Origin of the sequence: Nocardioides sp. NPDC101246 (assembly GCF_044767415.1) — a bacterium.
In the GTDB taxonomy this organism is placed as follows: domain Bacteria; phylum Actinomycetota; class Actinomycetes; order Propionibacteriales; family Nocardioidaceae; genus Nocardioides.
On record NZ_JBIWNX010000006.1, the window covers coordinates 287,866 to 313,662 of the forward strand.

The 25,797-nt window shown below is 68.8% G+C and carries 23 protein-coding genes, 2 tRNA genes and 1 pseudogene; 10 read left to right on the plus strand and 16 right to left on the minus strand.

The annotated features are described in order from the left end of the window. The first annotated feature begins 21 nt into the window (after window positions 1-21). Together ACIRON_RS13515 and ACIRON_RS13520 are read left to right on the plus strand one after the other, a co-directional pair. The gene (locus ACIRON_RS13515; RefSeq protein ID WP_402992805.1) at window positions 22-360 is read left to right on the plus strand and encodes an ArsR/SmtB family transcription factor; all 339 of its coding nucleotides are present in this window, start codon (window positions 22-24) and stop codon (window positions 358-360) included. After that, entirely contained in the window at window positions 357-971 is a 615-nt protein-coding gene (locus ACIRON_RS13520) for an SRPBCC domain-containing protein (RefSeq protein ID WP_402992806.1), read from the plus strand. Before ACIRON_RS13515 ends, ACIRON_RS13520 begins: the two co-directional genes overlap by 4 nt. On the opposite strand, the gene ACIRON_RS13525 is transcribed toward ACIRON_RS13520, so the two are convergent. From ACIRON_RS13525 to ACIRON_RS13535, 3 genes are read right to left on the minus strand one after another with little or no spacing between them, the layout of a single operon-like run. After that, on the minus strand, window positions 944-2,278 hold the full coding sequence (locus ACIRON_RS13525; RefSeq protein WP_402992807.1) for an MFS transporter: 1,335 nt from the start codon (window positions 2,276-2,278) through the stop codon (window positions 944-946). The genes ACIRON_RS13520 and ACIRON_RS13525 overlap by 28 nt on opposite strands. Next, window positions 2,275-3,114 (minus strand): SDR family NAD(P)-dependent oxidoreductase, encoded by an 840-nt coding sequence (locus tag ACIRON_RS13530; RefSeq protein WP_402992808.1) that lies wholly within the window; start codon window positions 3,112-3,114, stop codon window positions 2,275-2,277. The genes ACIRON_RS13525 and ACIRON_RS13530 overlap by 4 nt, the downstream gene beginning before the upstream one ends. Continuing rightward, the gene (locus ACIRON_RS13535; RefSeq protein WP_402992809.1) at window positions 3,111-4,466 is read right to left on the minus strand and encodes a flavin-containing monooxygenase; all 1,356 of its coding nucleotides are present in this window, start codon (window positions 4,464-4,466) and stop codon (window positions 3,111-3,113) included. Before ACIRON_RS13535 ends, ACIRON_RS13530 begins: the two co-directional genes overlap by 4 nt. A 111-nt stretch (window positions 4,467-4,577) precedes the next feature. Between ACIRON_RS13535 and ACIRON_RS13540 the strand changes: the two genes are divergently transcribed. Then, complete coding sequence (locus tag ACIRON_RS13540; protein WP_402992810.1) at window positions 4,578-5,219, plus strand: TetR/AcrR family transcriptional regulator; 642 nt, start codon at window positions 4,578-4,580, stop codon at window positions 5,217-5,219. A gap of 19 nt (window positions 5,220-5,238) precedes the next feature. Here the strand turns inward: ACIRON_RS13540 and ACIRON_RS13545 are convergent, their stop codons facing one another. The 4 genes from ACIRON_RS13545 to ACIRON_RS13560 all read right to left on the minus strand — a co-directional run bounded on the left by ACIRON_RS13545 (window position 5,239) and on the right by ACIRON_RS13560 (window position 7,263). After that, window positions 5,239-6,012 (minus strand): protein phosphatase 2C domain-containing protein, encoded by a 774-nt coding sequence (locus ACIRON_RS13545; protein ID WP_402992811.1) that lies wholly within the window; start codon window positions 6,010-6,012, stop codon window positions 5,239-5,241. Window positions 6,013-6,028: 16 nt separating this feature from the next. Further along, window positions 6,029-6,104 (minus strand) — tRNA-Ala (locus ACIRON_RS13550). A 17-nt stretch (window positions 6,105-6,121) separates the two neighbouring features. Next, complete coding sequence (locus ACIRON_RS13555; RefSeq protein WP_218131262.1) at window positions 6,122-6,241, minus strand: DLW-39 family protein; 120 nt, start codon at window positions 6,239-6,241, stop codon at window positions 6,122-6,124. Between the two features lie 80 nt (window positions 6,242-6,321). Beyond that, the gene (locus ACIRON_RS13560; RefSeq protein ID WP_402992812.1) at window positions 6,322-7,263 is read right to left on the minus strand and encodes a hypothetical protein; all 942 of its coding nucleotides are present in this window, start codon (window positions 7,261-7,263) and stop codon (window positions 6,322-6,324) included. 72 nt (window positions 7,264-7,335) lie between these two features. Here ACIRON_RS13560 and ACIRON_RS13565 point away from each other — a divergent pair, with 72 nt between their 5' ends. The 3 genes from ACIRON_RS13565 (at window position 7,336) to ACIRON_RS13575 (ending at window position 10,970) form a co-directional block, all read left to right on the plus strand. Next, a complete protein-coding gene (locus tag ACIRON_RS13565; protein WP_402992813.1) occupies window positions 7,336-8,295 on the plus strand; it encodes an MBL fold metallo-hydrolase in 960 nt (319 codons plus the stop codon). Window positions 8,296-8,415: 120 nt separating this feature from the next. Next, complete coding sequence (locus tag ACIRON_RS13570) at window positions 8,416-9,348, plus strand: ATP-binding cassette domain-containing protein (protein WP_402992814.1); 933 nt, start codon at window positions 8,416-8,418, stop codon at window positions 9,346-9,348. Next, window positions 9,345-10,970 (plus strand): ABC transporter permease, encoded by a 1,626-nt coding sequence (locus ACIRON_RS13575; protein WP_402992815.1) that lies wholly within the window; start codon window positions 9,345-9,347, stop codon window positions 10,968-10,970. Before ACIRON_RS13570 ends, ACIRON_RS13575 begins: the two co-directional genes overlap by 4 nt. A gap of 61 nt (window positions 10,971-11,031) precedes the next feature. Here ACIRON_RS13575 and ACIRON_RS13580 read toward each other — a convergent pair. Beyond that, window positions 11,032-11,105 (minus strand) — tRNA-Ile (locus ACIRON_RS13580). A 153-nt stretch (window positions 11,106-11,258) separates the two neighbouring features. Here ACIRON_RS13580 and ACIRON_RS13585 point away from each other — a divergent pair. Continuing rightward, on the plus strand, window positions 11,259-12,242 hold the full coding sequence (locus tag ACIRON_RS13585; RefSeq protein WP_402992816.1) for a hypothetical protein: 984 nt from the start codon (window positions 11,259-11,261) through the stop codon (window positions 12,240-12,242). Window positions 12,243-12,307: 65 nt separating this feature from the next. Here ACIRON_RS13585 and ACIRON_RS13590 read toward each other — a convergent pair whose 3' ends face one another. From ACIRON_RS13590 to recF, 5 genes are all read right to left on the minus strand, one after another. Then, entirely contained in the window at window positions 12,308-12,865 is a 558-nt protein-coding gene (locus ACIRON_RS13590; protein WP_402992817.1) for a DUF3566 domain-containing protein, read from the minus strand. Beyond that, on the minus strand, window positions 12,865-15,564 hold the full coding sequence (gene gyrA, locus ACIRON_RS13595; RefSeq protein ID WP_402992818.1) for a DNA gyrase subunit A: 2,700 nt from the start codon (window positions 15,562-15,564) through the stop codon (window positions 12,865-12,867). The genes ACIRON_RS13590 and gyrA overlap by 1 nt, the downstream gene beginning before the upstream one ends. A 43-nt stretch (window positions 15,565-15,607) precedes the next feature. Continuing rightward, a complete protein-coding gene (gyrB, locus tag ACIRON_RS13600) occupies window positions 15,608-17,671 on the minus strand; it encodes a DNA topoisomerase (ATP-hydrolyzing) subunit B (RefSeq protein ID WP_091044024.1) in 2,064 nt (687 codons plus the stop codon). A 344-nt stretch (window positions 17,672-18,015) separates the two neighbouring features. Continuing rightward, the gene (locus ACIRON_RS13605; RefSeq protein ID WP_402992819.1) at window positions 18,016-18,591 is read right to left on the minus strand and encodes a DUF721 domain-containing protein; all 576 of its coding nucleotides are present in this window, start codon (window positions 18,589-18,591) and stop codon (window positions 18,016-18,018) included. Then, window positions 18,584-19,729, minus strand: a complete 1,146-nt coding sequence (recF, locus tag ACIRON_RS13610; protein WP_402992820.1) for a DNA replication/repair protein RecF — start codon at window positions 19,727-19,729, stop codon at window positions 18,584-18,586. Before recF ends, ACIRON_RS13605 begins: the two co-directional genes overlap by 8 nt. 29 nt (window positions 19,730-19,758) lie before the next feature. On the opposite strand from recF, the gene ACIRON_RS13615 reads away from it, so the two are divergent. After that, complete coding sequence (locus ACIRON_RS13615) at window positions 19,759-20,181, plus strand: NINE protein (RefSeq protein WP_402992821.1); 423 nt, start codon at window positions 19,759-19,761, stop codon at window positions 20,179-20,181. 34 nt (window positions 20,182-20,215) lie between these two features. After that, the gene (locus ACIRON_RS13620) at window positions 20,216-20,614 is read left to right on the plus strand and encodes a DUF2752 domain-containing protein (RefSeq protein ID WP_402992822.1); all 399 of its coding nucleotides are present in this window, start codon (window positions 20,216-20,218) and stop codon (window positions 20,612-20,614) included. Between the two features lie 34 nt (window positions 20,615-20,648). On the opposite strand, the pseudogene gnd reads toward ACIRON_RS13620, so the two are convergent. The 3 genes and pseudogenes from gnd to dnaA form a co-directional block, all read right to left on the minus strand. After that, a pseudogene (gnd, locus tag ACIRON_RS13625) lies at window positions 20,649-21,569 on the minus strand (phosphogluconate dehydrogenase (NAD(+)-dependent, decarboxylating)); the annotation flags it as partial. A gap of 30 nt (window positions 21,570-21,599) precedes the next feature. Further along, complete coding sequence (gene dnaN / locus ACIRON_RS13630) at window positions 21,600-22,739, minus strand: DNA polymerase III subunit beta (protein WP_008355535.1); 1,140 nt, start codon at window positions 22,737-22,739, stop codon at window positions 21,600-21,602. Between the two features lie 608 nt (window positions 22,740-23,347). After that, window positions 23,348-25,225: a chromosomal replication initiator protein DnaA gene (gene dnaA / locus ACIRON_RS13635; protein ID WP_402992823.1), complete on the minus strand. Its 1,878-nt coding sequence runs from the start codon at window positions 25,223-25,225 to the stop codon at window positions 23,348-23,350. Window positions 25,226-25,640: 415 nt separating this feature from the next. Here dnaA and rpmH point away from each other — a divergent pair, with 415 nt between their 5' ends. Further along, entirely contained in the window at window positions 25,641-25,778 is a 138-nt protein-coding gene (gene rpmH, locus ACIRON_RS13640) for a 50S ribosomal protein L34 (protein ID WP_091044043.1), read from the plus strand. Window positions 25,779-25,797 lie beyond the last annotated feature (19 nt).

A 25,797-nucleotide genomic window follows, 5' to 3' on the forward strand; every position in this document is an offset into this window, starting at 1 on the left:
CTGTTGAGGCATCTTAGAGGAGTGCCCACCCGAGACGTCTTCAGCGTGATCGCCGACCCGACCCGTCGGCAGATCCTCGACCTGCTCTGCCAGCGCGAGATGGGGGTGGGCGAGCTGGTGCAGACCCTCGGGCTCGCCCAGCCGAACGTGTCCAAGCACCTGCGGACGCTGGGCGAGGCGGATCTGGTGCACGTACGCATCGACGGACCGCGCCGTCACTATCGGCTGCGTCCCGAGCGGCTCCGGGAGCTGGAGGAGTGGCTGGCGCCGTACCGCCGGATGTGGGCCGACCGCCTGGACGCGCTCGAGCGCCACCTGGACCAGCTCGACGACCACGACCACGAGAGGACTGAGAGATGACCGAGACGACCGAACCCCTGGGCGAGGTGCTCCGCGACGGCGAGCGGACGGGCCTTCGCTACGTACGCCGGCTCCGCCACTCACCCGAGAAGGTGTGGCGGGCCCTGACCGAGGCGGACGGCCTGCGGCACTGGTTCCCGACGGACATCGTCGGTGAGCGTGTGGCCGGAGCGCGGCTGAGCCTCCCGTTCTGGCCCGAGGGCCTGGAGCTGGCGAGCACCACCGACGCGATCGAGGAGATGGGGGTCGACCCGGACAGCTACGTCTCGGCGGGGGAGCTGCGGGTCTGGGACCCGCCCCGGACCTTCGAGTTCACCTGGGGGATGGACGGCCGTGAGGAGCTGACCGACCTGCTCCGCTTCGAGCTCGAGCCCACCGACGACGGCACCCGCCTCACCTTCGTGACGTGGTTCGGCAGTCCCACCGGGAACACCGATTCCGCCGTCGGCTGGCACGTCTGCCTGGACCAGCTCGCCGGCGTCCTCGACGCGCCGGAGCCCCCGGCCGAGGAGGACGCCGACCTCGTCGTCCAGCGGGTCATGGCCCGGTCCGAGGAGCTGCGACCCGCGTACGCCGCCCGGCTTCAGGACGCGGTCGAGTCGAGCTCGTAACGGCGCTGCAGCAGGATCGCCGCGCTCATCAGGACGGCGGGCACGATCGTGAACCCGACGACCACGGCCACCAGTGCCGAGTGCGGCTGGACGATCTGCTCGCCGGCGGTGCCCGACACGAAGCCACCGAGGCCGAGGACCCCGGCGTACAGGTAGGGCCCGAGCGCGGTGCCGAGCGCCTCGGTCGCCGTCCAGGCACCGGTGTAGGCGCCCGCCCGGGAGACCCCGGCGGAGCGGGCGGCGTCCACGGCGTCGGGGACCATCGAGAACGCGAACAGCTGCAGGCCGGCGAAGGCGACGCCGAGCGCGACGACCGCGGGAGCGGTGACCGCGATCCCGACCGCCGCGCCGGCCAGGAGCACCAGCGAGCCCACCACGAAGATCGACTGGCACAGCAGCAGTCCGCGCTGCTTGCCGATCCGGCGCGACAGCGCCCGCCAGCCCGGCCCCGCGACCAGCGCCGGACCGAGGAACAGACCCATGAGCAGCGCCGTCAGCTTCTTGTCGTCGAAGATGTGGTCGGTCACGAAGGGCAGCGCGGCCAGGAACAGATGGGTCGTCGTACCCGTCAGCAGGTAGGACAGCGCGAGGAACCGGAAGTTGCGGTCGCGCCACGCGACCCGGAGGTCGTCGAGCACCGAGTGCGCCGCCCCCGTCTCCGGGGCGCGCACACCGGTCTCGGCCGTGAGCCGCCGTACTCCTCGGATGGCGACGAACGCCGTGATCACGATGACGACGCCGAGGACGACGGCCATCCGGGCGTACGCCGCGCGGCTGCCGGACGCGGTCAGGGCCGGGGCGATCACCCCAGCGGCGAGCAGCCCGACGGTCAGGAAGGCCATCCGGTAGACGAAGACGCGGGTGCGCTCGTGATAGTCGATGTCGAGGTCGGAGGCCGTCGTCAGATAGGGCACCTGGAAGCTCGCGAAGAGCAGGTTGCCGACGACCAGCCAGCAGCAGACCCAGGCGGCGGCCGACCAGCCGTCGAGGCCGCCGGGGACGGCGAAGAGCGCGGCCATCGCGACGCCCAGCAGGGCGCCACGGGTCATCATCGATCGTCGGTGTCCCAGACGTACGGCCTCGCGGTCCGAGCGGGAGCCGAGCAGCGGGTGGACGATCACGTCGATCACCTTCGGCGCGAGGATCGTCAGGCCCGCCAGGAACGGCGCGACGCCCAGCACGTCGGTGAGGAAGTAGAGGAGCAGCAGGCCAGGGACGGTGACCCACACGCCCATCCCGACCGAGCCGATGCCGTACGCCGACAGGGTCCCCGCTGACGCGCGGCGGACCGCCGGCAGCGTGGTCATGCCGTCTCCCGGTGGCGGCGCACGACGCCGACGGCGAGGTCGGCACCGTCGAAGGCGCCGGCCCGCGCACGCTCGGCCAGGGTGCGCCGCACGATGCGGTCCGACACGGCCGGCAGGTGGCGGGCGATGAAGAACTCGAGCGCTCCTCGGCGCGTGGTGGTGACGTCGCGGCGTACGCGGGTCGAGGTGGCCGCGCGGACGATCGCGTCCACGACACCCTCCAACGGCTCGTAGCTGCTCATCCCCTCCAGGGAGAGTCCGGCGGCCGCGGTCGAGTCGTGGATCGGGCTGCGCACCGCCGACGGATAGACACAGGTGACCCCGACATGGGTGCCGAGCTCGTGGCGCAGCGCGTCGGCGTAGGCGACCATCGCCCGCTTGGAGGCGCCGTACGCAGCGGCCAGCGGCAGCTGGAGCACGGCCATCCGCGAGGCGACCATCACCACCCGGCCACGGTCGGCGACGAGCGCGTCGACGCAGGCCGCGGTCACCCGCCAGGTGCCGAGGAGGTTGATGTCGAGCTGGCGGCGTACCTCCTCGCCGGGAGGCAGCTCAGCGGGCGCCGGGCCGCCGATGCCCGCGTTGTTGACGAGGATGTCGAGCCCTCCGCCCAACTGCCCGACGGCGTCCGCGACCGCGGTCGCGACGCTCGCGTCGTCGGTGACGTCGCACGCGACGACCGGGTGGGGCTCGTCGCCGGTCGGGCGGATGTCGAGCCCGACGACCTGTGCCCCTTGGGCCACCAGCCGCGCGCCCAGCGCGCGGCCGATGGTGCCGGAGGCTCCGGTGATGAGGACCCGCTTGCCGCGTACGTCCTGACGGTTCTGCCTGCTCATGCGCGGGACTCCTCGCTGGTGACGGACGGGTTCCGGGCCGGACCGACGCGGCCGACGCCGGCGGCGATCTCCCGAGGGACCGCGGCGACGTACTGGTCGAAGTCGATGCGCATCATCGGCCGCTTCGCGCCCCACCGCGCCAGCGCCGCGGCGTACGCCTTGGTCACCGCGGCACGTTGCGCGGCGGGGGCGGGAAGCCCGTAGCGACCGCTGAAGCAGGCCGCGACGAGCTTGGCCTGCGCCTCGACGACCGGCAGCGCGGCCCCGGTCGACTGCATCAGGCCGGTGAACGCGAGGGTCGGGTCCTCGAGGTGGAAGACGCGCATGAACAACGGCATCGACTCCGGGTCCTCGCCCGTCCACTCCGCGCCGAGGAACGGCAGGCTGACCCGGTAGCCGGTGGCCCAGACGATGACGTCGACCTCGTCGGTGCTCCCGTCGGTGAACCTGACGGTGGCACCGTCGAAGCGCTCGATCCCCGGCCGCGCGACCACCTCGCCGTGGGTCAGCCGGTGCAGGATCGTGTCGCTGATCGTGGGATGGTTCTGGAACAGTCCGCCCGCCGGCGCCGGCAGCCCGTACGCCTCCGGCCGCCCGACCGCGACCCGCAGCATCGTCTCCGCGATCCGCTGCCGGAGACGCCAAGGGAGTCGCGCGAGGGCAGCCCCGGTGGCATCGGCCGGGCGGCCGAAGAGGTACTTCGGCACGATGTGGGTCCCGTGCCGGGCCGAGAGCAACACCGGCCCATCGCTGACGTGGGACGCGTCGACGGCGATGTCCATCGCCGAGTTGCCCATCCCGACAACCAGCACATGCTGACCTGCGAAGACGCCCGGCGTGCGGTAGTCGTGGGCGTGCATCTGGTGCCCGTCGAAGTCACCGGGGTAGGCAGGCGACGGCCAGCGCGGGTCCCAGTTGTGGCCGTTCGCGACCACGACCGCGTCGAACGCCTCGGCGGTCGTCGCCGCTCCGCCCGGGCCGGTCGAGGTGACCTCCCACCCGTCGCCTGTGCGGCGTACGCCGGTGACGGTGGTGCCGAAGCGGATCCGCTCGGTCACCCCGTGCTCGTCGGCATAGGACTTCAGGTAGCCGGCGATCATGTCCGCCGAGGGATAGTCGGGCCAGTCGACGGACATCGGGAAGTCGACGAACTCGGTCCGGCCCTTGCTGGTGTTGAGGTGGAGGCTGTCGTAGGCGGGCGACAGGCCGCTCGCGTTGTCCCGTGCCCACAGCCCGCCCGGACGGTCGCCACGTTCGAGCACGGTGACCGACAGACCCTCGTCAAGCAACGCCTTCGCCGCGGTGAGACCGGCCGCGCCGGCGCCGATCACCGCTACGTCGGTGATGTCCATGAGCCCTCCTGGGTATCTGATCGGCCGTCAGTCAATCGCATGATGGAGAGCGGGACAAGGCTCTGCCGAGGATTTCTCCAACAAGTGATGGAGACGGTTATCCTCGGGGCCATGAGCCAGCGCGCCGACGACACCCACAGTCGAGAGCGGATCCTGGTCGCCGCGACGGATCTGTTCGCGGAGCGCGGCTACGACGCCACCAGCACACGCGCGATCGCTGATGCCGTCGGGCTCAACATCGCCACCGTCGCCTACCACGTCGGCAGCAAGCCACAGCTCTACCGCGAGGTCATGCGCCGCGCCCACGAGGCCCAGCGCACGGTCGTGCTCGACGCACTGAAGCATCTGGAGTCCACGGACCCGACTCCCGCCGCGACCCGGGCCGGGCTGATCGACTTCGTCGATGCGTACCTCGCCTTCTGCCTCGAGCACCGCGAGGTGCCGGCGCTGTGGATGCGGCGCTGGCTCTCGGAGGGCAAGGACCTCATCGAGTTCGAGAGCGACCTCGCCGGCCCCCTGATCGCCGAGGTCGCGGGCGCGGTGCGGACCGCCCTGTCACGCGCCGGGATCGGCGCCGACGTCGACGTCGAGATGCTCGTCTTCACCATCGTGTGGACCGCGCACTCCTTCGCCCAGGCCGGCATCATCGATGCCGCCGGCGACCGGGTCCCCACCGACGATGCCCCGACCCTGGACCGCTTCCGCGACCACCTGCACACCGTGATCGACAGGATGATCCCGACGCCCGGCTGACCGGATGGCGAACCTGAGGTCACACGCTGTCAGTGAGACGGCAGAGCACGGCAGTCGCGTCGTCGTGCCGTTTCCCGTGAAACCCGGCGGTGGCGACCTCGTCGGCCTCTCGCGTACGCCGCACAAGCTCCTCCGGGCCTCGATCGAAGAGGTCGAGCAGCTGCTCCCAGGTCCAGCCGTTGCGCTCGACGAGCGTCGCAGCCCCATCGGTCAGCACGGCAGCAGAGCGGACCTGCTGCGAACCGAGGTCGATACTGCCGGTGACGGCATGGCGAGCGGCTTCCGGCACGGTGCTGGCGACCCAGAACCCGTCGTGGGTGTTGCGAGCCGCGCCGAACGCGGCCACCGAGTAGTCGTCGAGGTGGTCGAGCCGGTCGTCGGTGATCTCGCGGATGCTGCCATCGGCCATCCGGAACACGACGAACGAGTCCGCGAGGGTCAGGTAGTCCGCCCGCCCGCCCCGCACACGGAGAAGGGCAACCGTCGAGGACGGGCTGTTGGGATCGTCGAGGTCACAGGTGTCCGCGTGAGCCTCGCAGACCTGCTCGATCGCACGCTCGAGGAGCGTCGCCAGACCTGCGTCACTCGGCGCGGTGATTCCCTCAGCCAGCCGAAGACCCAGCTGGCGCACCAGCCACGGCACGTCATGGATGCATCCGGTCTCGAGCCCGGCGACGGGCGTCGCCCCGTCGAGCACGATGACGAAGTCCTGCCCGACGAGCACGAAGTCCTCGTTGACCTCGTGAGTCGGTGAGACCTCGGTGTAGACATCGCTGCTGATCCGGATGCTCACTCAGCAGCCTCGATTCTGGTGGAGCGTAGGGGACTCGAACCCCTAACCCCCTGCTTGCAAAGCAGGTGCGCTACCAATTGCGCCAACGCCCCGGACGGGTGTCCGTCGGTCAGTTCACCTTGTCGGTCGCCGCGGCCCAGTGACCCTTCTCGGGGTTGGACTGGTCGAGCTTCTTCTTGGCGAGGATGATGCCAGCCGCGGCCAGCAGTACGAGGACGATCTTCTTCATGTCATCTCCTGCGAGTCGTGGTGAGCATTGCTGCCCGTTAGACCTGGAAAGCGTACCGGCCCGCCCTGAAGCGTACGAAATCAACCGGCCTCGGGGTCGGGGGCCAGGCCCAGGGAGGCGATGGGGGTGCAGGTCATGTGGGTGCTCGCCCACATCCGGCCGGTCACCAGCCCGAACCCGCGCGCCGAGGGCCGGCTGTAGGGGGCGGCGCCGGACTCGTAGGTTGCGATGAGCTCGCCCGAGACCTCGACGATCGCCTCGGCCATGTTGGGGAACTTGAACTTGCGCCGGACCGCGCCGACACCGCCGTCGGCCCTCCGCTCGCAGACGAAGACGGTGCTCGGGCGGTGGCGTCCGAACGAGGAGGAGAAGACGTACTCGTCGCGGCGCACGACGACTCCCTGGACCTTGGGCGGGGTCGTGGTGGAGAGGACCGGCTCGGAGAAGTCCCACTCGCCGTTCTCGCCCTTCGCGTAGGCGAACAGCGTCTGGTTGCCGAAGCCCCCCACGTAGAGACGGTCTCCACGGATCCGGCAGTAGGAGCCGGCCGCCACCTTCGCAGGCGCCTCGACCGGCTCGACCTCGGCGCCCTTCTCCGCTTCGCGGATGGCCGAGAGCGAATAGCGGTAGAGCCGACCGGTGCCGCCGCCCTTCGAGACCCAGACGTCGTCGCCGTCGGTCGCGACCCCGCCTGCGTGACCGGGCCCGGCCTTGCCTTTGTAGCCCACGAGCAGCACCTCGGCGGCGGACTTGCCGCTCTTCAGGTCGACCAGCACCAGCGCCGAACCCTTGTCGTGGGAGTAGTAGCTCTGGGCCAGCAGGTTGGTGTCCGGGTCATAGCCCAGCCCCTGCGGCGTCCAGTCATCGGCGCCGCCAGTGGCGAGCGTGTTGGGGATGAGCGGGCCGACGCGACCACCCAGCCGCTGCCCCCACCTGTCGGTGCGCTTCATCCCGCCCTTGACCCACCGGCGCGTACGTCCTGGGATCGAATCGAGGTCGAACGGAAGGTCGATCTTCGTCATGACGGTGATGTTCGCACGCGGTTCCTACCCTGGTCGGATGGCCCGCCGTCCCGTGGTCGGTACGTTCCCTGTGTGACGAGCGATCCCTCTGCTTCTCCTGCCACCCCGACGCCCCGCGAGATGGCTGGTGCCCTGGGCGGATTCGCCCGCGGCCTGCTGCGTCCGCGGCGCCCCGACCAACGCCTTCTCGACTCGATCACCGATGCCGGCCTGCCCCAGGGCGACCGAACGGTGAGCGTACGCACGATGCCCCAGGTGCCACGCACGCTGCCCGCCGGCGGCCTCATCGAGGGCGCCGGCCTCCGCCGGTCCGTACGCAACGCGATGACCTGCTTCGTCGTCACCCATCCCGAGGCGACGTTCGTCGTCGATCCGTCCTACTGCCGCGACGCCCCTTCGCGGGCCTTGGCCGAGCTCCCGGCCATGCTGCGACGCCTGGTCACGCCGCCGGCCGACACCATTCCCACTGTCGACTCGCTGCGAACCGCACTGGTCGAGCCGGACTTCGCCCTCCCGACCCACGCACACTGGGACCACGTCTGCGGCCTCCTGGACCTCCCCGGTCTCCCGGTACATCTCCGCACCACCGAGCGCGACTGGATCCTCGGCCCCGGTCGCCCACCCGTCGGGGGAGTGCGTCCGGCCCTCACCGATGGCCGGCCGGTGGAGACGTACGACCTCGACGGGCCGCCCGTCGCCACCTTCACCGCCTCCCACGACCTGTTCGGCGACAGCTCCGTCCTGCTCGTGGAGCTCGCCGGCCATACGCCGGGCAGCATCGGCGTCCTCGCCCGAACTCCGTCCGGCTGGGTCCTGATCGCCGGCGACGCCGCCTGGCACTACGACCAGGTCGACCTGATCAGACAGAAGCCGGCCTTCCCCGGAGACCTCGTCGACGAAGACCGAGACGCCGCCTTCGCCACCCTCCACCGCCTCCACCTGGCCCGCCACCTCATGCGGGTCGTGCCGACCCACGACCACGACGCGTCCGGACGCCTCGGAGTGGCGGATGGTGGTCATCCGCCCCGGTGAGGAGAGACCTAGGCCACGTCAACCAACGGCGTTCGTCCCTGCCGATTCCCGCCCGGGTGCGATGTGCTCGAGATCGAGGATGTGAACCTCCGGGACGCGGCTGAGGAGGAAGTGGTTTCGGTGAGCGCGATTGCGGTATCCGGACTGGTGAAGGACTTCGGGTCCGGGACGAGGGCCCTGGACGGCCTCGATCTGAGGGTCGAGACGGGTGAGGTGCACGGCTTCCTGGGGCCGAACGGATCGGGAAAGACCACCACCATCCGCGTTCTGCTCGGAGTGCTGCGCGCCGACGCCGGGAAGGTCGCCGTGCTCGACGGCGACCCCTGGCGCGACGCGGTGGCGCTGCACCGACGGCTGGCGTACGTGCCGGGCGAGGTGAACCTGTGGCCGAACCTCACCGGCGGTGAGGTGATCGACCTGTTGGCTGACCTACGGGGCGGGCTCGACCCAGTCCGTCGGGAGGACCTGCTCGAGCGCTTCCAGCTTGACCCCACCAAGAAGATCCGGGCCTATTCGAAGGGCAACCGGCAGAAGGTCGCCCTGGTCGCCGCCTTCGCCTCTGACGTGGAGCTCTATCTGCTCGACGAGCCGACGTCGGGGTTGGACCCGCTGATGGAGGCGGTCTTCCAGGAGGTCGTACAGGACCTGCGCGCTGTCGGGCGAAGCATCCTGTTGTCCAGCCACATCCTGTCCGAGGTGGAGGCGTTGTGCGATCGCGTGACCATCATCCGCGCCGGTCGGGCCGCCGAGTCCGGGACCTTCGAGGAGCTGCGCCACCTCACCCGTACGTCGGTGGTCGTCGACACCGTCAGGCCGATCGAGGCGGTAACCCGTTGGACCGGCGTCCACGACGCGCACGTCCACGACGGGCACGCGGAGTTCAGCGTCGACGCGGTCGAGCTGAACCCCGTGCTCCAGCGCTTGGTCGGCCTGCAGGTGCGGTCGATGACCACCTCACCTCCCACCCTGGAGGAGCTCTTCTTGCGGCACTACGGCGAGAACGGATCGGCTCCCGATCGCACCGGCGGCTCCGGGGTGGTGGGGAGTCGATGACCGGCTTCACCGGGACATTACGGCTGGTGCGGCTCGCGCTCCGGCGCGACCGGATCGTGCTTCTTGCCTGGATCCTCGGGATGGCGGGGTTCCTGGCAGCGACGACTGCGCTGTTCGACGACAACTACACGACACATCCGGAGCTGCTGGGACCCGATACCCAGATCGTGGTGGAGAACCCGGGCATGCGGGTGCTCGGCCTGGTGACCGGCGCCAGCGTCGGTGCGTACACCCTGCACCGCGACGCCCTGACCCTGGCTGTGCTCGCCGCCATGATGAGCGTCCTCGCGGTGGTCCGGCACACCCGCCAAGCCGAGGAGCTCGGCCGCCAGGAGATGCTTGCCGCGGGCGTCGTCGGCCGATACGCGTCGCTGACCGCAGCCGTGATCGTCGCTCTCGCCGCCAACACCGGCCTGGCCGTGATGCTCGGGCTCGCCATGGCCGTCACCGGCCAGGTCTTGGCCGGTTCGCTCGTGGGAGGCGCATCGATCGCTCTCGTGGGGGTGGCCTTCACCGGTGTCGCCGCGGTGACATCTCAGCTGGCGGCCACCGCCCGCGGCGCGATCGGCTTCGCCGGTGCCACTCTCGGCGTCTCGTTCATGTTCGCGGCACTGGGCAACATGCTCGGGACCGTGGACTCCGCCGCCCTCCGCGTCAGCAGCGCCTGGCCGGCCTGGCTCTCCCCGATCGGCTGGGGCCAGCAGATGAGGCCGTTCGCCGACAATCTCTGGTGGCCGGTCGCTCTGGGCGGGATCGTCACGGCCATGCTCTTCGGACTGGCGCTCGTACTCATCGACCGGCGAGACGTGGGCCGGGGGATCTGGCCCGAACGGCGCGGTGCGCCGCATGCGAGTCCCGCGCTGCTGAGCCCCACTGGCCTGGTCTGGCGGCTGCAGCGTGGTGTCCTTCTGGGCTGGGCGATCGGCATGATCGGATTCGGGCTGATCTTCGGGGCGCTGAGCGACCGGATCCAGGGGCTCGAGGGAGCAGCGACGGAGTGGTACGAGACCTTCGGCGGTGATGCTGACCTGCTCGGCGCCTACTGGGCGTCGATGATGCAGATCGCCGGGATGGCCGTGGCGATCTATGTCGTCTCGCTGTTGCTGCGTCTACGCCACGACGAGGCGCAGGGCACTCTGGAACCCCTCCTCGGCACCGCCGTCTCCCGGCTGCGCTGGCTCGGTGCGTACGCGGTGAACGCGCTGGTCGGGGCCACGTCCCTGATGCTCCTCTATGCCACGGCGATGAGCCTTGCCGGCGGACAGGCGCTGGGTGGGACCGCATCGCTGCTGGGCGACCTGGCCGGCGCCGCGCTCGTTCAGCTCCCCGCCATCGGCGTGCTCGGTGCAGCCGTCGTCACCATCGTCATGGTGCTGCCGAGATGGTCCGTGGGTCTGTCCTGGCTGCTGGTGGTGTTCTGTGTCTTCGTCGGACCGATGTTCGGCCCCTCCTTGGGGCTTCCCTCCTGGCTCTCGGACCTCTCGCCGTTCAGCCGTGTGCCGAACGCGCCGGCCGTCGCGATCAGCTACGGCCCGGTCCTGGGTCTGGTCGTGACCAGCGTGGTGCTGGGCGTGGCCGGAGCCCTTGCCCTGCGCCGACGAGACCTGTCGCTCCCGGCATGACGAGTCGACGGGCGTCCTGAAAAGCAGAAACGCCCCGAACCGGAGTCCAGGGCGAGTGCTGTGCGCTTAGGAGGACTTGAACCTCCGACCCCCACATTATCAGTGTGGTGCTCTAACCGTCTGAGCTATAAGCGCAGGTGCCAGCCGGGGGTGGAAGCCCCACCAGCAGGCGAGATGAAACATTACCCGCCCGCCGCCCGCGGAACCAAAACGGTGACACCCCTCCCAGCCTGGGGAGGCCTGTCCGAACCTGGCTCGGAGAGCCCTCCCCAGGGTTAGGGTGCCAACATGTCCGACTCGGAGGACCGGCAGGCGATCTTCGCGCGTGAGGATGCGGCGCGGATGCTCGACGCCCAGCGGCGGATGCAGGACGGCGTGACTCACCGTGCACAGCTCGTCGCGGGCGGCCTGACCAGGGTCGACATCGAGCGGGCCGTACGTCGCAACGAGCTCCGCCGGGTGCATCCTCGTGTCTACATCGACCACACAGGACCGCTCACCTGGGAGCAGCGTGCGTGGGCCGCGGTGCTCTACGCCGACCCGGCCGTCTTGTGTCGAGAGAGCCTCGAGGCGCCCAGAGGCCGTGACGACGGCCGACCGATCCATGTCGCCATCGACCATTCCCGCAAGGTGATGCCTCAGCCAGGCATCGTCATCCACCGGATGCGTGATCTGAAGCTCAAGACCTACGGCGGCACACCACCACGCCTCAGGGTCGAAGACAATGCGCTGGTCATGGCGAACGAAGCCAGGTCCGAGATCGACGCGATCGCGCGGGTCGCCGACGTGGCCAGTCGACCGTACGTCACCGCGACGACGCTTCGGGCCGCCCTGGAGCGCACAAATTCCCTTCGCCGCCGCAAGCTCGTCCAAGCGCTGGTGAACGACCTCGAGGCAGGCACGCACTCGGTCCTCGAGCACGGCTACCTCACCAAGGTAGAGCGAGCACACGGGCTGCCCGAGGGGCGACGGCAGGCACCCCGGCGCGGCCCGACCGGCACCCAGTTCCGGGACGTGGAGTACGAGGCGTACGCCCTCGTGGTCGAGCTCGATGGTGCGCTCGGTCACGACACCTGGCGCGACCAGGCCCGCGATGCCGAACGCTCGTTGGACGATCTCGCGGAACTCGGGGCGGTCACCGCGCGACTGCGGTTCCACCAGGTGTTCGATACGCCGTGTCGGACAGCAGACCGCGTGGGACGCATCCTCGTCAGGAACGGCTGGAGCGGGCCGGTGCAGACGTGCAGCGACGACTGCCACCTGAACAAATGAACCTGGGGAGGGCAATCCGAACAGGGTTCGGACAGCCCTCCCCAGGGTGCAGAGGCTGGTAAAGCTCAGTTCTCGGTGAGCTCGACCTCGACGCCGCCCAGGAGGGCGGCGGCCATGTTGTAGAGGAACGCGGCGAGGGTGGCGACGGCGGTCATCAGGACGATGTTGACCACCGAGACGACCATGGTGAAGCCCATGACGCGCGCGAGGCCGAGGTAGTCCTGGACGTTCCAGCCGGCGCTGGAATCACCGACTACGTCCTGGACCGCCTGGTTGATGGAGTCCCACACACCGGCGGCGCCGAGCACCGACCAGATCACGAAGACGGCGACGATCACCACGACGCTGAGCGCGATCGAGAGCAGGAAGGCCATCTTCATGACCGACCACGGGTCGATCCGGCTCAGGCTCAACCGGGCCCGGCGGGCCGAGGCGCTGACCGCGTCCCGCTCCGCGCCGGCAGGGCCGGAGGTGCGGGCGGTCGAGGCCACCGCCGAGGTGGTGCGCCTGGCCGCGTTGGCGACCGTGTCCGTGATCCGCTGGGTCACCGGCTGCGCTGCGGTCTCGTTCCGCTCGGTCATCGCGACTCCCCCAGTCGTGCGGTCGGCGGTGCGGTCCGTCATCAGGATTCATCTTCCGTCGTGGTCTCGGTCGACGCTCCGTGCTCGTCGTCTCCACCGATTGTTACATCATCCGCAACCTCTGTCCCGGTGGCGATGTCATCGTCGACCTCGCGGGCCTCGACGGACCGTGCCACGACGGCGACCGAGTCACCCTTCTTGGGCGAGACGAACTTGACGCCCTGGGTGGAGCGACCGGTTGCCCGGAAGTCGGCGTTGATCGGGCTGCGTACGACCTGTCCGGTCGCGGTGATCGAGAGGATCTCGTCGCCGTCGACCACGATGAACGCACCGACCAGGCCGCCGCGGTCGGCATTGGCCAGGGCCATCGTCTTGATGCCCAGACCGCCGCGGGACTGCAGCCGGTACTCGGAGATCTTCGTACGCTTCGCGAAACCACCGTCGGTGATGGTGAAGACGAACTGCTCCTTGACCTCGTCCGGCGACTCGGCACCGGAGACAGGAGCCGCTACGTCCGCGGTGTCCTCGTTGGCCTCGGAGAGCCCGGCCGCGATCTCGGCGGCGACGTGCTCGGCCCGGATGACCGACATCGACAGCAGCGAGTCGCTCTCCCGGAACTTCATGCCGGTGACACCCGAGGTCGCCCGGCCCATCGGCCGCAGCTGGTTGTCGTCGGCGCGGAACCGGATCGCCTGGCCCTTGCGGGAGACCAGCAGGATGTCGTCCTCGGAGTTGACCAGCTCGGCACCGATCAGCTCGTCGTCGTCCTCGCGGAAGTTGATCGCGATGACGCCGGCCTGACGGGGCGAGTTGTAGTCCCCGAGCCGCGTCTTCTTGATCAGACCGGAGCGGGTGGCCAGCACGAGGTAGGGCGCCTGCTCGTAGTCGCGGATCGCGAGCACCTGGGCGATCGACTCGTCCGGCTGGAACGAGAGCAGCCCGGCCACGTGACCGCCCTTGGCGTCACGCGCCGCCTCGGGCAGGTTGTAGGCCTTGATCCGGTAGACGCGGCCGGCGGTGGTGAAGAAGAGCAGCCAGTGGTGGTTGGTGGTCGAGATGAAGTGCTCGACCACGTCGTCGCCGCGCAGGGTGGCGCCGCGTACGCCCTTTCCACCGCGCTTCTGCGTGCGGTACTCACCCGCGAGGGTGCGCTTGGCGTAGCCGCCGCGGGTGATCGAGACGACCAGCTCCTCATCGGGGATGAGGTCCTCCATGGAGAGGTCGCCGTCGGCCGCGATGATCTGGGTGCGGCGGTCGTCGCCGTACTTCGCGACGATCTCGTCGAGCTCGTCCATGACGATCTGACGCTGGCGGGTCACGTTGGCGAGGATGTCCTCGAGGTCCGCGATGATCAGCTCGAGCTCGGCGAGACGGTCGACGATCTTCTGCCGCTCCAGCGCCGCGAGGCGACGCAACTGCATGTCGAGGATCGCGTTGGCCTGGACCTCGTCGATGTCGAGCAGCCGGATCAGGCCCTGGCGCGCGTCGTCGACCTCGGGGGAGGAGCGGATCAGCGCGATGACCGCGTCGAGCTGGTCGAGCGCCTTGACCAGGCCGCGCCAGATGTGGGCGTCCTCCTCGGCCTTGCGCAGCCGGAAGGCCGTACGCCTCCGGATGACGTCGATCTGGTGCTCGACCCAGTTGGAGATGAACTGGTCGATCGAGAGCGTGCGCGGCACACCGTCGACGAGCGCCAGCATGTTGGCGGAGAAGTTGGTCTGCAGCTCGGTGTGCTTGAGCAGGTTGTTGAGTACGACCCGGGCGACCGCATCGCGCTTGAGCACGACCACGAGCTGCTGCCCGGTGCGGGAGGAGGTGTTGTCCTTGACGTCCGCGATGCCCTGGACCTTGCCGGTGTCGGCGAGGTCGGCGATCTTCTGGGCAAGGTTGTCCGGGTTCACCATGTAGGGGAGCTCGGTGATCACCAGGTTGGTGCGGCCCTTGCTGTCCTCGTCGACCTCGATCACCGCACGCTGGGTGATCGAGCCGCGGCCGGTGCGGTAGGCCTGCTCGATGCCCTCGCGGCCGACGATCAGCGCGCCGTTGGGGAAGTCGGGGCCCTTGACCCGCTCGAGCAGCGCGTCCTGGAGCTCCTCGCGCGTCGCGTCGGGGTGCTCGAGCGCCCACTTGGCGCCGGAGGCGACCTCACGCAGGTTGTGCGGCGGGATGTTGGTCGCCATGCCGACCGCGATGCCGGCCGAGCCGTTGACCAGCAGGTTCGGGAACCGGGCCGGAAGGATGGCCGGCTCCTGGGAGCGGCCGTCGTAGTTGGGGCCGAAGTCGACGGTGTCCTCGGTGATGTCGCGGACCATCTCGAGCGCCAGCGGCGCCATCCGGCACTCGGTGTAACGCATTGCCGCGGCCGGGTCGTTACCGGGCGAACCGAAGTTGCCCTGGCCGTGGATCAGCGGGTTGCGCATCACCCACGGCTGCGCCAGCCGGACCAGGGTGTCGTAGATCGCGGTGTCACCGTGGGGGTGGTAGTTACCCATCACCTCACCGACGACGCGGGCGCACTTGGAGAACCCGCGGTCGGGACGGTAGCCACCGTCGTACATCGCGTAGAGGACGCGCCTGTGAACGGGCTTGAGCCCGTCACGTACGTCAGGCAGCGCGCGGCCGACGATGACGGCCATCGCGTAGTCGATGTAGCTGGACTGCATCGATGCCTGCAGCTCGACGGTCTGGATCCGGCCGCCTTCAGGAGTCAGCCCGGAATCTTCCGGAGGAGTCTCGGTCACGATTTCACTTTCTGCGTGCGTCTATCGATATCTAGGGCGAGGCTCAGATGTCGAGGAATCGGACGTCCTTGGCGTTGCGCTGGATGAAGGAGCGTCGCTCGGCGACGTCCTCACCCATGAGGATGGAGAAGATCTCGTCGGCGTGGGCGGCGTCCTCGAGGGTGACCTGCAGCAGCAGTCGCTGCGAGGGGTCCATCGTGGTCTCCCACAGCTCGTCGGCGTTCATCTCGCCCAGACCCTTGTAGCGCTGGACCGGGTTCTCCTTGGGCAGCTTCTTGCCCTGCTCGATGCCGTCGCGCATGAGGGCGTCACGCTCGGCGTCGGAGTAGACGAACTCGTGCTCGGCCGGCTTGTTCCAGCGCAGGCGGTAGAGCGGCGGCTGGGCGAGGTAGACGTAGCCCTGCTCGATCAGCGGCTTCATGAACCGGAACAGCAGCGTCAGCAGCAGCGTGTTGATGTGGTGGCCGTCGACGTCGGCGTCGGCCATCATCACGATCTTGTGGTAGCGCAGCCGGTTGATGTCGAAGTCGTCGTGCACGCCGGTGCCCAGCGCGGAGATGATCGACTGGACCTCCTGGTTGGCCAGCACCTTGTCGATCCGGGCCTTCTCGACGTTGAGGATCTTGCCTCGGATCGGGAGGATCGCCTGGATCCGCGGGTCGCGGCCGGACTTGGCCGAGCCACCCGCGGAGTCACCCTCGACGATGAAGATCTCGCACTCTTCGGGGTTGGTCGACTGGCAGTCGGCGAGCTTGCCGGGCAGGCCGCCGCCACCGCCGATGCCCTTGCGGTTGCGGGCCAGGTCACGGGCCTTGCGGGCCGCGATCCGGGCCGAGGCTGCGGCCATCGACTTGCGGATGACCTCCTTGCCCTCGGCAGGGTTCTGCTCCAGCCAGGCGCCGAGCTGGTCGTTGACGGCGCCCTGCACGAAGCCCTTGACCTCGGTGTTGCCGAGCTTGTCCTTGGTCTGGCCCTCGAACTGCGGCTCGCTGATCTTCACCGAGATGATCGCGGTGAGACCCTCACGGATGTCGTCACCGGTGAGCCGGTCCTCCTTCTTCTTGATCAGACCCCACTCCTCGCCCCAGCGGTTGACCAGGGTGGTGAGCGCGGCGCGGAAGCCCTCTTCGTGGGTGCCGCCGCCGGGGGTGTTGACCGTGTTGGCGAAGGTGTGGACCGACTCGTTGTAGGAGGACGCCTGCCACTGCATGGCGATCTCGACGCTCATCGGGTTGGGCGCCTTGTCGTCGGTCTCGGTCTCGAAGGCGATGATGCTGGAGACCGGGTTCTTGCGCTTGTTGAGGTGGTCGACGTAGTCGGCCAGTCCGCGCTCGTAGTAGAAGGACTGCTCCAGCACCCGATCGCCGTTGCCGGTGCTGTGCAGCTCGTCGGCGCTGTCGGTGTCGGACTCGATCGTCCCGTCCTCGACTGCCTCGGCGAGGGCGGAGGCCTCCGGCCGCTCGTCGCGCAGCTCGATCCGCAGCCCCTTGTTGAGGAACGCGGTCTCACGGAAGTGGCTCGAGATGGTCTCGAGGTTGTAGTCGGTCGACTCGAAGATGTCGCTCGAGGCGTTCCAGGAGATCGTGGTGCCGGTGCGCTCGCCCTCCTCGAGCTCGCGCACCTCACGGAGGTCGTAGTCGGGTACGCCGCTGGTGAACTCCTGCTCCCACAGGCGGCCGCGGTTCTTGATCTCCATGTGGAGGTTGGTCGAGAGCGCGTTCACCACCGAGGAGCCGACGCCGTGCAGACCGCCGGAGACCTTGTAGCCGCCGCCACCGAACTTGCCACCGGCGTGCAGCACGGTCAGCGCCAGGGTCGCGGCGGGGACCTCCTGGCCGGCCGCGGTGTCGGTCGGGATGCCTCGGCCGTTGTCGGAGACGCTCACCCAGCCGTCCTCACGCAGCGTCACCTTGATGGTGTCGCAGTAGCCGGCGAGCGCCTCGTCGACCGCGTTGTCCACGATCTCCCAGATCAGGTGGTGCAGGCCGCGGGATCCCGTCGAGCCGATGTACATACCCGGTCGTTTACGGACCGCTTCGAGTCCTTCGAGGACCTGGATGGCAGACGCGTCGTACTCGACTCCGTCTGTGGTCTTGTCGTCCGGCATAGGAGTCGTCTGGTCGGCAGCGGTCACCGGTGCGATCCACCTGTCATTTCGGTCCGGAATCGGACATGGTGTCGGTCGGGCATGCAACGGGCCGACCAGCGCCGGGAAGGTGAAACCTTGGACGATCGACCCAATCCCCATATTACCCCGTAGAAGCCCGGATTCCACGCACGCCGGCGTTCCTGAGGGGGAACTGTGATCGAAATGAGCGTCTGTGCGTCTCGTGACGGTGTCTCTGTGCCCTCAGCAGGGGGCTCGGTGAGTCCCTATACGTCCTCGGGGCGCCTGGAGCGGCAGATCGCGGCTCACGCACTGCGCCTCGAACACATGTTCACGGCCCGCCCTCAGCCGTAGGTGTCGCGCGGTCCGCGGCCGTCACGTACGCCTCGGGGACCCTTCTTCCACGAGGGAAGATGTGGGCCGAGCACCTCGATGACGAGGACGGTTCCGTGGCCCAGCTCCTCGTTGAGGCGCTTCACCAACGTGGGCGCCAGCAGCTTGAGCTGGGTGGCCCAGGCGGTGGAGTCGGTGCGAACGGAGAGCTTGCCGTCGGCGTACGACTCCGGGGTGGCGTGGTCGGCGATCTCCTCGCCGACGATGTCTGGCCAGCGGGCCATCACCCCGTGCACGCGCAGTGAGGTGTCCCACCCGTGGTCGTTGACCATCCGACTCACCACCGAGTCGATGAGCTGGGGGTCGCGGTCGTCGGGCCGGGCGCCGGAGACGGTGCCGCGGCGGGTGGCGTTGTCGGGCGTACGTCGCTTCTTGCGCAACCCTGCCTTGGGCGCGGGCATCTTCGCGGTGGCTCGGGTCAGGGAGCGGGCGAGGTCGAGGCCGTCAGCACGCTTTTCCGGTTCCTCCTCACCGCCTTCGGCGGTGGTCTCGACAGGCTCGACCACCTGGGGGTCTTCGTCACTCATCGCGGGTCACCTCGCCTGCCTTGACGTGGTAGCGGGCACCGGCGAGCGCAGCAGGTACGTCCTCGGGGACCGCCGCGGTGACCAGGACCTGCTCGGCGTCGGCGACCAGTTCGGCCAGCTGGACCCGGCGCTGGCTGTCGAGCTCGGCGAAGACGTCGTCGAGGATCAGGATCGGGTCGTCGCCGTCGGCCCGCAGCAGGTCGTACGACGCCAACCGGAGCGCCAGCGCGAACGACCAGGACTCGCCGTGGCTGGCGTAGCCCTTGACCGGGAGGCGCTCGGCGCCGGCGCTGATGTGCAGGAGAAGGTCGTCGCGGTGGGGGCCGACCAGGCTGATGCCGCGGTCGAGCTCGTCCTTCTGGCGGCGGGCGAGCTCCTCGAGGATGGCTTGGCGAAGGGTCTCGACGCTGGGGGTGGTCTCGCCGGGCTCGACCACCGGTTTGTAGGTGATCTCGGCGTCGTCGCGGCTGGCACCTCGGGCGACGGTCTCGTAGGCCTTCCCCACATAGGGGCGCAGCGCGTCGACCAGGGAGAGCCGTTGGGCGAGGATCTCGGCACCGATGGTGGCGAGGTGGTCGTCCCAGACGGACAGCGTGGCGAGCGCACCCTCGCGGGCCGAGCCGCGCGCGAGCCCGGCGGTCTTCAGCAGCGAGTTCCGCTGCTTGAGGACACGGTCGTAGTCGCTGCGTACGCCTGCCAGACGGGGTCCGCGCAGGATCATCAGGTCGTCGAGGAAGCGCCGGCGGTCGGAGGGGTCCCCCTTGACGAGGGTCAGATCCTCGGGGGAGAAGACGACGGTGCGGACCAGGCCGACCAGGTCGCGGGTGCGGGGGAGCGGGCTCTTGTTGATCCGGGCCTTGTTGGCCCGGCCGGCGTTGATCTCGACCTCGAGCGTCGCGGTGCGGCCGTCACGCACGACGGCGGCGCGCACGACCGCCTGCTCCGCGCCGGCCCTGACCAGCGGCGCATCGGTGGCGACCCGGTGGGACTGCAGACGAGAGAGGTAGTCGATCGCCTCGACCAGGTTGGTCTTGCCCTGACCGTTTCGGCCGACGAAGGCGGTGACGCCCGCGTCGAGGGGGACCTCGACGCTCGGATAGGAGCGGAAGTCGTGGAGAGAGAGGTGTGAGACGTACATCGTGTTTCCTCTCTCGTTAAGGTGCCTGCATGACCCAGTCTCCCAACCCTTACGGCCCGCCTCCAGGGCAACCCGCCTATGGAGCGCCCGGTGGGCCGTTTTATGTGTCGATGATGGGCGAGGTCTATGGGCCGTACCCGGTCGAGCAGCTCGCGCAGATGGCGGCCGCGGGCCAGATCAAGGCCGACACCCCGGCCAGCGTCGGCACTGACCAGCAGTGGTTTCCCGTGAAACAGATCCCGGGCGTCTTCTCGCGCAGCGAGTGGCTGGTTGCGCTGCTGCTTTCGATCTTCCTGGGCACGCTCGGTGTCGACCGTTTCTACGTCGGACAGATCGGCCTCGGCATCCTCAAGCTGGTCACCTGTGGTGGTCTCTATATCTGGTGGATCATCGACATCATTCTCATCGCTACCCGAAAGTTCACAGATGCCGACGGCAGACCTCTTGCCTGAGCAAGGCCACGGCCCTCGCGAGCGCCTCGCGGCGGTGAGCTCCACGGAGGTCACCGCCGCCATCGGCGTCGGCGGGATCGTGATCGCGTCGCTCCTGCCCGCCGGCGGCATCGAGGACGGCCCGGTGCTCTGCCCGTTCCGTGCCATCACCGGGCTTCCCTGCCCGGGATGCGGTCTGACGCGGTCGTGGGTCTACCTCATGCACGGCGACATCGGCTCGTCGCTGGCGAGCAACTGGTTCGGACCCGTGCTCATCCTGGCGATCCTCGTCCTGGCGGTGGTCGCGGTGCGCGCCCGGATCTCCCGGCGACGCCCCACCGACCTCGACAAGCTCGTGCGAAGCCCGATCATCCTGGGCTTCTTCGGGCTCTTCCTCGCCTACGGCGCCGTCCGCCTGATCCTCACCCTGACCGGAGTCATCGACCCGATCTAGGTGGTCGAGCCTGTCGAGACCACCAACCGAGGAATCAGGCCTCCGACTCCGAGATCACCGCGTGCCCACCGAAACCGTTGCGCATCGCGGCGATCGCCTTCATGGCGTGGTCGTCCTCCTGGCGCGAGACGAACCGCGCGAACAGCGAGGCCGAGATCGCCGGCATCGGGACGGCGTTCTCGATCGCCGCCTCGACGGTCCAGCGCCCTTCGCCCGAGTCGTCGGCGTAACCCTTGATCTTGTCGAGGTGCTCGTCGGCGCGCAGCTGGTCGACGAGAAGATCGAGAAGCCAGGAACGTACGACGGTGCCCGTGCGCCACGAGGCGAAGATCTCGGGGACGTTGTCGACGATGTCGACCTTGTCGAGGAGCTCCCAGCCCTCGGCGTAGGCCTGCATCATCGCGTACTCGATGCCGTTGTGGACCATCTTGGAGAAGTGGCCGGCGCCGGGGGTGGAGCCGCAGTGGACAAGACCGTCCTCGGTGCCGGTCGGCTTGAGCGCCTCGAAGGCGGGCATCACCTTGGCGGCGTCCTCGTCGGAACCGCCGTACATCAGGGCGTACCCGTTCTGGAGACCCCAGACGCCACCGGAGACACCGCAGTCGACGAAGCCGATGCCGTTCTCGGCCAGGCTCGCGGCGTTCTTGGCGTCATCGGTGTACTTCGAGTTGCCGCCGTCGACCACCAGGTCGCCCTCGCCGAGGAGCTCCTTGAGCTCGGCGATCGTGGAACGCGTCGGGTCACCGGCCGGCACCATCACCCAGACCACCTTGGGGCTGGGCAGCGCCTCGACCAGCTCCGCCAAGCTCGCCACGTCGGCGAGATCGGGGTTGCGGTCGTATCCGACGACGGTGTGGCCGGCCTCCCGAAGCCGGGTGCGCATGTTGCCACCCATCTTGCCGAGGCCGACGAGTCCGATGTGCATTGCAAGGTTCCTATCCACGGGTGGTCGAGCTTGTCGAGACCACCCTAATGAGAGAGCGAATCAGGAGAGCAGACGCCGCGGCATCAGCAGGTAGCGGAAGCCCGGCTCCTCGCCACCCTCGGCCGGCTTGCCGCTGATCACCACGGGCTTCGGCGCCTGGGTGAAGGCGAGCTCGACGACCTGCTCGTCGATGGCCTGCAGCCCGTCGAGGAGGAACTGCGGGTTGAACCCGGTGGTCAGCCCCTCGCCCTCCATGGTCGCCTCGATCGACTCGGACGCCTGGGCCTCGTCGCCGGAGCCTGCGTCGAGGGTGAGTACGCCGTCCTCGAAGACCATCTGGACCGCGGTGTTGCGCTCGGCGACCAGGGCGACGCGCTTGACCGACTCGACCAGGGAGGCCTTGTCGACCAGAGCGGTGGTGAGGTGCTCGGCCGGGAACAGGCTGCGCACCTTGGGGAACTCGCCGTCGAGCAGGCGCGTCGTGGTGCGACGTACCCCACCCGCGGCTGCCCCCTCGAAGCCGATGATGCCCTCGCCGGTGCCGGTGGTGGAGAGCGCGAGGGTGACCTCGCTGCCGCTGGTCAGCGACTTGGCGGTGTCGCCGAGCACCTTCGCCGGCACCAGCGCGGCCAGGCTCTCGTCGGGAGTCGCCGGGTTCCACTCGAGCTCGCGGTGGGAGAGGCGGAAGCGGTCGGTGGCGAGCAGCGAGATCGTGGAGCCCTCGATCTCGAGCCGCACGCCGGTCAGCACCGGGAGCATGTCGTCGCGACCGGCGGCGGTCACGGCCTGGGCGACGGCGTGGGCGAACAGCTCCGACTTCACCGTGCCTGCCGCGGTCGGCATCTCCGGCAGCGTCGGGTAGTCCTCCACTGGCATGGTCTGGAGGCTGAACCGCGCGCTCCCGCAGGTGAGCGAGACGCGGGCGCCGTCGGTGACCATCTCGACCGGCTTGGCCGGAAGGCTGCGGCAGATGTCGGCGAGCAGCTTGCCGGAGACCAGCGCCTTGCCCTCGTCTGCGACCTCGGCGGAGAGCGTCGCCCGCGCGGAGGTCTCGTAGTCGAATGTCGAGAGCACCAGGCCCTCGTGACCCGCCTCGATCAGGAGACCTGAGAGCACCGGGGTGCTGGGGCGGACCGGAAGGCTGCGGGCAGCCCAGGCGACAGCATCCGCGAACACGTCGCGGTCGACGCGGAACTTCACGATGACCTGTCCTTCTTCTAGCTCGACATCGGGGCGTTTGAGGACATGCGGTCCGGGCTGTGCTTGAACCCTGGGGGAAGACGCCACCGGTTCCGGAACGCCCCCGCGCTGACATGACCTGGAGTACGCATCCTGCCACGGACCGCCGACAACCGGTAAGCGCTCAGTGGTGTCGGGTCTGCACAGGCGTACCTGTGCACTCGGTTCGCCGAGCAGGTTGTCCCCAGGGAAGGGCGTTCGTGGAATTTCACCGAGGATCCATGGATGTAAATAGTTTCGTACGTCGTAAGAGCATCTGTGGGAAATGTGGATGAGCAGCGTCTTCCCTGGTCATGACCGGAAATGTGATTCCACAGGGGATGTGGACGCCATGCTGAAATGACGCACGTCACTGTGGGCTGTGGAGAGTTGTCGGCCCGTTTGAGTGTTTTGTGCACAGGCCATCCCCTTTTCCATCCCATTTGAACGGCCGGTTCTCCACAGGTTCCACCCAGCCTGTGGGCTGTGGACAACCTGGGAAATCTCGTCCTGTGGGTTTTCGAAATCCCAAAACGCGAAACGGCCGCCGGCCCGGAAGGGGCGGCGGCCGCGTACGACTGCTGGTCTGGCTAGGCCTGGCGCGCCTGCATCTTGACCCGGTTGGTGAGCTCGGAGACCTGGTTGAAGACGGCCCGGCGCTCGGCGAGCAGCTGGTTGATCTTGCGTTCGGCGTACATCACGGTGGTGTGGTCGCGGCCGCCGAAGTGCTTGCCGATCTTGGGCAGGGAGTCCTCGGTGAGCTCGCGACACAGATACATGGCGATCTGGCGGGCCATGACGAGGTGACGCCCACGGGAGGGCCCGGTGAGCTCGTCGATCGACAGCCCGAAGTAGGCAGCGGTCTGGGCGATGATCAGGCCGGCGGTGATCTCGGGCTCGCCGCCCTCGGGGATCAGGTCCTTGAGCACGATCTCGGCCAGGGTCAGGTCGACGTCCTGCCGGTTGAGGTTGGCGAACGCGGTGACCCGGATCAGCGCGCCCTCGAGCTCGCGGATGTTGGTCTGGATCTTGCTCGCGATGAACTCGAGCACGTCCGGCGGCGCGGTGAGCCGCTCCATCGCGGCCTTCTTACGGAGGATCGCGATGCGGGTCTCGATGTCGGGCGGCTGGACGTCGGTGATCAGACCCCACTCGAACCGGTTGCGCAGCCGGTCCTCGAGCGCCTCGAGCCGCTTGGGCGGGCGGTCGGAGGTGAGCACGATCTGCTTGTTGGCGTTGTGGAGCGTGTTGAAGGTGTGGAAGAACTCCTCCTGAGTCTGAGTCTTCCCCTCCAAGAACTGGATGTCGTCGATCAGCAGGACGTCGACATCGCGGTAGCGCCGCTTGAACCGGTCCTGCCGGTCGTCGCGGATCGCGTTGATGAACTCGTTGGTGAACTCCTCCGAGCTGACGTAGCGCACCTTCGCCCCGGAGTAGAGACTCCGCACGTAGTGACCGATCGCGTGCAGCAGGTGGGTCTTGCCCAGCCCCGACTCCCCGTAGACGAGCAGCGGGTTGTAGGCCTTGCCCGGTGCCTCGCTGACCGCGACCGCGGCCGCGTGCGGGAACCGGTTGGATGACCCGATGACGAAGGTCTCGAAGGTGTACTTCGGGTTCAGCCGGGTCTCGAGCACGTTGTGGCTCGGCTCGCTCGGCCGGGTCGGCGGACCCGGGACGAGCGGCCGCGGCGGAACCGGCTCCTCGATCGGGGCCACCTGAGGCGCCGGGGGATTTGTCGACATGTCGCCATACCCAGGACGTACGTCGTCAGGCGCCGCGGGAGCGGCCGGCTGCTGCGCGGGCGGCGATGCGATGGGAGCCTGCGGCGCCGAGTACGCGGCGGGCGCACCCGGCTCGTCGTGGGGCGCGGTCGCCGGTGGGACGCCAGGGATCAGGCCGGGCGAGTTCGGCGGGTAGACCGACTGATGCGGGAAGGCCGCTTGGTTCGGGTAGGCCGACTGGTTCGGGTAGGCCGACTGCTGCTGCAGGGCAGCGGCGGCGGCAGCGTCCGCGGCGGCGATCTCCCGCTCGGAGATCATGATCGCCTGGGTGTCGGGATCCGGCGTGACGTCGAGATCGGGGTTCACGGTCACCGCGATGCGGATCTCGCGATGGAAGATCTCGCCGAGGGACCTCTCCAGGGAGCCGCGCAGGCGGCCCTCGATCTGGTTGCGGGTGAAGTCGTTGGGGACCTCGACGATCGCGGTCGACCCGTGCAGGGTGAGCGGCTCACTGTCCCGGAGCCACGCACGCTGGTTCGGCGGGAGCTCGGCGACCACCTTCGTCCATGCGGACTGGAGATCTGGCTGTGGTTCTGGCGCGAGGCCGGAGGACTCCACAGGTTCCTGCCTTCCCTGATGGCTCGGGTGGGTGGTCTTTGTTGATGCAGCCTGGATTGATGCAGCGGTCCGGTCTACATCCTCCACAGACTTTTCCACAAGCTGTGGAGCATCCCCGAATGTAGGCATCGGAGACCAACCGAGACACGTCGCCGTCCTCGAGAATCCGACCGTTTCGGCAGGTCAGGCGGGAAAACTAGTTCCCTGCATGGCATCCCCCCGAATGCGGCCGACGCTCCTGACGATGTGCAGGGAAACCTCGGTAGAGGACGAAACTACCGGCTGGCGAGGGTCATGGGCAACCCGTCCTCCACAGGTGCAGGACTAATGACAGGGGTGTGATAGTGCGCGAGTTTGACCCTGGTTTCGCCGTCCACGTACCGTTGCTAGGTCGCCCGGTCTACGGGTGCCGCATGTCCACGCCTCTCCTCATCGGGCGCGGACGGGCGGTGCTTGTTGAATCGGCCCGCCTGGAACCACCGAGGGCGACCCCATCAGACCAGCCGGCACAGCAACCGGCCCCACACAACTAAGGAAGCACCCCGTGAGCAAGCGTACTTACCAGCCGAACAACCGCCGCCGTCACAAGACGCACGGTTTCCGCCTGCGCATGCGCACCCGCGCCGGCCGCGCGATCCTCGCTGCGCGCCGCGGCAAGGGTCGCAAGAGCCTGACCGTCTGAGGCCGCGGCCTCAGCCACC